Source organism: Accumulibacter sp., from assembly GCF_023806625.1.
Taxonomy (GTDB): Bacteria; Pseudomonadota; Gammaproteobacteria; order Burkholderiales; family Rhodocyclaceae; genus Accumulibacter.
This window is the reverse complement of the sequence record NZ_JAMTDX010000006.1, coordinates 1-6,981: the sequence shown is the minus strand read 5'-3', so window position 1 is coordinate 6,981 and position 6,981 is coordinate 1. Positions and strand designations below refer to the sequence as shown.

At 62.6% G+C, this 6,981-nt stretch carries 4 protein-coding genes; all 4 read left to right on the top strand.

The window, feature by feature from the left end; genetic code table 11:
- Window positions 1-3,623: DNA-directed RNA polymerase subunit beta' (rpoC, locus tag NFW05_RS00935; protein WP_295301975.1), on the top strand; the 3,623-nt coding region annotated here is incomplete at its 5' end.
- Between the two features lie 169 nt (window positions 3,624-3,792).
- The gene (gene rpsL, locus NFW05_RS00930; protein WP_295301973.1) at window positions 3,793-4,170 is read left to right on the top strand and encodes a 30S ribosomal protein S12; all 378 of its coding nucleotides are present in this window, start codon (window positions 3,793-3,795) and stop codon (window positions 4,168-4,170) included.
- Window positions 4,171-4,262: 92 nt separating this feature from the next.
- Window positions 4,263-4,733, top strand: coding sequence for a 30S ribosomal protein S7 (rpsG, locus tag NFW05_RS00925; RefSeq protein WP_295301972.1), 471 nt, complete (start codon window positions 4,263-4,265; stop codon window positions 4,731-4,733).
- Between the two features lie 64 nt (window positions 4,734-4,797).
- Complete coding sequence (gene fusA, locus NFW05_RS00920) at window positions 4,798-6,891, top strand: elongation factor G (RefSeq protein WP_295301971.1); 2,094 nt, start codon at window positions 4,798-4,800, stop codon at window positions 6,889-6,891.
- The last annotated feature ends 90 nt before the right edge of the window (window positions 6,892-6,981 follow it).

The window sequence follows — 6,981 nt, the reverse complement described above, 5'->3', positions numbered from 1 at the left end:
TCGAGACGCTGCGCAGCGAACTCGAGACGACGACTTCCGAGACGAAGAGCAAGAAGTTCTCCAAGCGCCTGAAGATTCTCGAAGGCTTCCAGAAGTCCGGGATCAAGCCCGAGTGGATGGTGCTCGAGGTCTTGCCGGTCCTGCCCCCCGACCTCCGCCCGCTGGTGCCCCTCGACGGAGGACGTTTCGCGACCTCGGATCTGAACGATCTGTACCGGCGGGTGATCAACCGCAACAATCGCCTGAAGCGTCTGCTCGAACTGAAGGCGCCCGAGATCATCGTGCGCAACGAGAAACGGATGCTTCAGGAAGCGGTCGACTCGTTACTCGACAACGGGCGTCGCGGCAAGGCGATGACCGGCGCGAACAAGCGGCCGCTGAAGTCACTGGCCGACATGATCAAGGGCAAGGGTGGTCGTTTCCGCCAGAACCTGCTCGGCAAGCGCGTGGACTATTCGGGCCGCTCGGTGATCGTCGTCGGTCCGCAACTGAAACTCCACCAGTGCGGCCTGCCGAAGCTGATGGCCCTTGAACTTTTCAAGCCGTTCATCTTCCACCGTCTCGAGGTCATGGGGCTGGCGACGACGATCAAGCAGGCCAAGAAGATGGTCGAGACGCAGGAGGCCGTCGTCTGGGACATCCTTGAAGAGGTCATTCGCGAGCATCCGATCATGCTCAACCGTGCCCCGACGCTGCACCGTCTGGGCATCCAGTCGTTCGAGCCAACGTTGATCGAGGGCAAGGCCATCCAGTTGCATCCGCTGGTCTGCGCAGCGTTCAATGCGGACTTCGACGGCGACCAGATGGCCGTCCATGTGCCACTCTCTCTCGAGGCGCAGATGGAAGCGCGCACGCTGATGCTCGCCTCGAACAACGTGCTCTCACCGGCCAACGGCGAGCCGATCATCGTCCCTTCGCAAGACATCGTCCTGGGGCTGTACTACGCCACCCGCGAACGGATCAACGCGCGCGGCGAGGGGATGGTCTTCCCTGACCTGGCCGAAGTTTCCCGGGCGCTCGAGGCTGGGGAACTCGATCTGCACGCGCGCATCGTCGTGCGCATCACCGAGCACGAGCGTTCTGCCGAAGGGGGCTGGGAGGAGAAGACGACGCGTTACCACACGACGGCCGGTCGCGCGCTGCTCTCGGAAATTCTGCCCAAGGGGCTGCCTTTCAGCCTGATCGACAAGACCCTCAAGAAGAAGGAGATCTCCAGGCTGATCAACGCCGCTTTCCGCCGCTGTGGTCTCAAGGAAACCGTCGTTTTCGCGGACAAGCTGATGCAGAACGGTTACCGGCTGGCGACGCGTGCCGGGATTTCGATCTGTTCGGACGACATGCTCGTCCCGGCCCAGAAGCGGCAGATCATTGCCGCCGCCGAGGAAGAGGTGAAGGAGATCGAGGGTCAGTATACGAACGGTCTGGTGACCAACGGCGAGCGCTACAACAAGGTCGTCGACATCTGGGGCCGGACTGGCGACCAGGTGGCCAAGGTGATGATGGATCAGCTTGGCCATGTCGACGTCGAGAATCGCCAGGGTGTCGTGGAGCGTCAGGAGTCGTTCAACTCGATCTTCATGATGGCCGATTCGGGTGCTCGGGGTTCGGCTGCCCAGATCAGGCAGCTTGCCGGGATGCGCGGCCTGATGGCCAAACCCGATGGCTCGATCATCGAAACGCCGATCACCACGAACTTCCGCGAAGGACTCAACGTCCTGCAGTACTTCATCTCGACGCACGGCGCCCGCAAAGGTCTCGCCGACACGGCGCTGAAGACCGCCAACTCCGGCTACCTCACCCGCCGACTCGTCGACGTGACCCAGGACCTGGTGGTCACCGAGGAGGATTGCGGCACCGCCAACGGCGTGACGACCAAGGCACTGATCGAGGGTGGCGAGGTGATCGAAGCCCTGCGTGAACCGATTCTCGGTCGCGTCACCGCGGTCGACGTCGTCCACCCCGACACTCAGGAAACGATGATCGAGCAGGGGACGCTGATCAGCGAGGACCACTGCGACCTGCTCGAGGACCTGGGTATCGACGAGGTGCGGGTGCGTACGCCGTTGACCTGTGAAACGCGGTACGGGTTGTGTGCCAAGTGCTATGGCCGTGATCTGGGTCGCGGCACGCTGGTCAATGTCGGTGAGGCCGTCGGGGTGATCGCTGCGCAGTCGATTGGTGAACCCGGAACGCAGTTGACCATGCGTACCTTTCACGTCGGCGGTGCGGCATCGCGTGCCGCAGTGGCCAGTCACGTCGAGACGCGTAGCGCCGGGATCGTTCATTTCACCGCGACGATGCGCTACGTGACCAGCGCGAAGGGGGAAAGGATCGTCATTACCCGCTCGGGCGAGATCGTGATCACCGACGACAACGGGCGCGAGCGAGAAAAACACAGGGTGCCCTACGGCGCTGCGCTGCAGGTTGCCGACTCGCAGTCGGTCAAGGCCGGCGAGCGACTGGCCAGTTGGGATCCGCACATGCGTCCGATCATTGCCGAGTACGCAGGGATCGCCAAGTTCGAGAACGTCGAGGAAGGGGTAACCGTCGCCAAGCAGATCGACGAAGTGACCGGAGTGTCGACGCGGGTGGTCATCGATCCGAAGCGCGGCGGGAAGGCACCAAGCAAGGGATTACGCCCGCAGGTCAGGCTGTTCGAGCCGGACGGTCAGGAGGTCCGGATGCACGGCAGCGAGCATCCGGTGACCATCACCTTCCAGGTCGGTGCGATCATCAACGTCCAGGACGGGGAGCAGGTTTCGGTTGGCGACGTGCTCGCACGCCTGCCACAGGAATCGGCAAAGACGCGGGACATCACTGGTGGCCTGCCGCGGGTCGCCGAACTGTTCGAGGCGCGCACCCCGAAGGATGCCGGGATGCTCGCCGAGTTCACCGGAACGATCTCCTTCGGCAAGGATACCAAGGGCAAGCAGCGGTTGGTGATCACCGATCTCGACAGTCTGACCCACGAGTACCTGATCCTCAAGGACAAGCACGTTCTGGTCCACGACGGGCAGGTGGTGAACAAGGGCGAACTGATCGTCGATGGTCCGCCCGATCCGCACGACATCCTGCGCCTGCTTGGCGTCGAGGCTCTGGCGATCTACATCACCGACGAGGTGCAGGACGTCTATCGCCTGCAGGGTGTCAAGATCAACGACAAGCACATCGAGGTGATCGTTCGCCAGATGCTGCGGCGCGTCCAGGTTCTCGAACCTGGGGATACCAAGTTCATCAAGGGGGAACAGGTCGAGCGCGCGCATCTGCTCGACGAGAACGACCGGATGCTCGGCGAAGGCAAGCTGCCAGCAACCTACGAGTACGTCCTGCTCGGCATCACCAAGGCTTCGCTGTCCACCGATTCCTTCATCTCGGCCGCGTCCTTCCAGGAAACGACACGGGTGCTGACTGAAGCGGCGATCATGGGCAAGCGGGACGAGCTGCGCGGGCTCAAGGAAAACGTCATCGTCGGAAGGCTGATCCCGGCTGGCACGGGGCTTGCCTATCACACCACGCGCAAGAAGAACGCAGCGGGTGAGGACATGGCCGCGGAAAGCGATCTGCTGGTTGACGAAGCGTTTCCGGTTGCTGCAGAAAGCGCCCAGGACGCCTCGGTCGCTTGACGAAAGAGCTGCCTAGACCCTAGAATCGCGACCTTTGTCGCCTCTGCCCGTAGCCGGGCGGTGCGGCATCGTCGACGACTATCGCCAGGCGGGCTTTGGTCCGCCTTGGTTTTTTTGCAGACGCGGGCTGCTCGCCAGGCCGGTCGTCCAACTGAACAGAGGGTGGAAAATGCCAACCATCAATCAACTGGTGCGCAAGCCTCGCGAGGCCGTACGCAGCAAGAGCAAGGTGCCGGCGCTGAGCAACTGTCCCCAGAAGCGTGGCGTCTGTACGCGGGTCTACACGACCACGCCGAAGAAGCCGAACTCGGCCCTGCGCAAGGTCTGCAAGGTGCGTCTGACGAATGGCTTCGAGGTCATCTCGTACATTGGCGGCGAGGGTCACAACCTTCAGGAGCACTCGGTGGTGCTGATCCGCGGTGGCCGCGTCAAGGATCTGCCGGGTGTCCGTTATCACACGGTGCGTGGCTCTCTGGATACTCAGGGAGTCAAGAAGCGCAAGCAGGGCCGCTCGAAGTACGGCACCAAGCGCCCGAAAGCCGCCTGAAGCGCTTTCGACCGAGCAAGGGCGCCTGCATGGCCCGTGCGGAGCGGCGACGCTGTTCGCTCCTGGATGAAGTCTGACATTGAGAGGTCGTTATGCCCCGTCGTCGTGAAGTACCGAAGCGCGATATCCTGCCGGATCCGAAGTTCGGTAACGTCGAAGTGTCGAAATTCGTCAATACGATCATGAAGAGCGGCAAGAAGTCGGTCGCCGAGCGGATCGTCTATGGCGCCTTCGACCAGATCGTCAACAAGACCGGCAAGGATCCGCTCGAAGTTTTCTCGCTAGCGCTGGGCAACATCAAGCCGCTCGTCGAGGTCAAGAGCCGGCGTGTGGGCGGCGCCAACTACCAGGTTCCGGTCGAGGTTCGACCGAGCCGGCGAATGGCGCTGGCGATGCGCTGGCTCCGCGAGTCGGCGCGCAGGCGTTCCGAGAAGTCGATGGGCCAGCGTCTGGCCGCGGAGATGCTCGAAGCGTCGGAGAGCAGGGGCGGCGCCGTCAAGAAGCGGGACGAGGTACATCGCATGGCCGAAGCGAACAAGGCTTTCGCGCACTTCCGCTTCTAGGCCCCGTCCTGCAGCGCCTCTCCGGGCGCTGGAAATCGTTCTTTACTAGCGAAGGTTGATGACTGTGGCACGCAAAACTCCCATCGAGCGTTACCGGAACATCGGTATCAGCGCTCACATCGATGCCGGCAAGACAACGGCGACCGAACGGATCCTGTTCTATACGGGGATCAATCACAAGATCGGCGAAGTGCATGACGGTGCGGCAACCATGGACTGGATGGCGCAGGAGCAGGAGCGTGGCATCACCATCACCTCCGCGGCGACGACCTGCTTCTGGAAGGGGATGCAGCTCGATCGTCCCGAGCACCGCATCAACATCATCGATACGCCGGGGCACGTCGACTTCACCATCGAGGTCGAGCGCTCGATGCGCGTCCTCGATGGCGCGTGCATGATCTACTGTGCCGTCGGCGGCGTCCAGCCGCAGTCCGAGACGGTCTGGCGCCAGGCCAGCAAGTACAAGGTTCCCCGGCTCGCGTTCGTCAACAAGATGGACCGGCAGGGCGCGGACTTCTTCAAGGTCATCGACCAGATGCGCACTCGCCTCAAGGCGAATCCAGTGCCGATCGTCATTCCGATCGGTCGCGAGGATGCTTTTGCAGGAGTCGTCGACCTGGTCAAGCGCAAGGCCATCTACTGGGATGAGGCCTCGCTGGGCATGAAGTTCGATTATCGCGACATCCCGGCCGAGCTCGCCGAAGAGGCCGAGGAATGGCGTGGGAAGATGGTCGAGGCCGCCGCAGAGTCCTCCGAGGAGCTGATGGACAGGTACCTCGAGGAGGGCGATCTGAGTGAGGTCGACATCGTCAGGGGCCTGCGTGAGCGCACGATCGCCTGCGAGATACAGCCCGCGCTCTGCGGAACGGCTTTCAAGAACAAGGGCGTGCAGCGCATGCTCGATGCGGTGATCGACCTGCTTCCTTCGCCGGTCGACATTCCACCGGTCGCCGGGGAGGACGAAGCCGGCGCGGTCGCCATGCGCGACGCTGCCGATACCGCCAAGTTCTCGGCGCTGGCCTTCAAGCTGATGACCGACCCGTACGTCGGCCAGCTGACCTTCATTCGCGTCTATTCGGGCGTTCTCAAATCCGGGGACACGGTTTACAACCCGACGAAAGGCCGTCGCGAGCGAATCGGTCGCCTGCTGCAGATGCACGCCAACAACCGTGAGGAACTCAAGGAAGTTCTCGCGGGGGACATCGCCGCCTGCGTGGGTCTCAAGGAAGTCACCACCGGCGAGACGCTGTGTGATCCGGCGGCCGTGATCACCCTCGAGCGGATGGTCTTCCCCGAGCCGGTGATTCACGTCGCGGTCGAGCCGAAGACCAAGCAGGACCAGGAAAAGATGAGCGTCGCGCTGGGCCGTCTGGCGCAGGAGGACCCGTCGTTCCGCGTGCGTACCGACGAGGAGTCCGGGCAGACGATCATTTCCGGTATGGGCGAATTGCACCTCGAAATCATCGTCGACCGACTGAAGCGGGAGTTTGGGGTCGACGCCAACGTCGGCGCGCCTCAGGTCGCGTACCGCGAGTGCATCAAGAAGTCGGTCGAGCAGGAAGGCAAGTTCGTCAAGCAGTCGGGCGGTCGCGGGCAGTACGGCCACGTCTGGCTCAAGCTGGAGCCGAACGAACCTGGCAAGGGCTACGAGTTCATCGACGCGATCAAGGGCGGGACGGTCCCGAGGGAATACATCCCGGCTGTCGACAAGGGCCTGCAGGATGCGATCAGCAGCGGCGTGCTCGCCGGATTTCCGGTTGTCGACATCAAGTTCACGCTCTTCGAGGGCTCGTACCATGACGTGGACTCGAACGAGAACGCGTTTCGCATGGCCGCGGCGATGGCCTTCAAGGAAGGCATGCGCCGCGCGTCCCCGACGCTGCTCGAACCGATGATGGCCGTCGAAGTCGAGACACCCGAGGATTACATGGGTAACGTCATGGGCGACCTGTCGGGCCGGCGCGGCATGATTCAGGGCATGGAGGACCTGCCCGGGAGCATGAAGGCGATCAAGGCGGAGGTGCCGCTGGCGGAAATGTTCGGTTACTCGACTACCCTGCGCTCGCTGACCCAGGGCCGGGCGACTTACTCAATGGAATTCAAGCACTACGTCGAGGCGCCCAAGAACGTCGCCGAGGCGGTGATCAACAAGAAGTGACTCTGACACCCGAAGTCACTCTGAAATCGAGGATACGCTAAATGGCCAAGGGGAAATTTGAACGGACGAAGCCGCACGTGAATGTGGGGA

What these genes read in the sequence shown, in the direction of transcription:
- rpsL (WP_295301973.1), top strand. Translation starts at nt 3,793, where the DNA reads ATGCCAACCATCAATCAACTGGTGCGCAAGCCTCGCGAGGCCGTACGC.
- rpsG (WP_295301972.1), top strand. Translation starts at nt 4,263, where the DNA reads ATGCCCCGTCGTCGTGAAGTACCGAAGCGCGATATCCTGCCGGATCCG.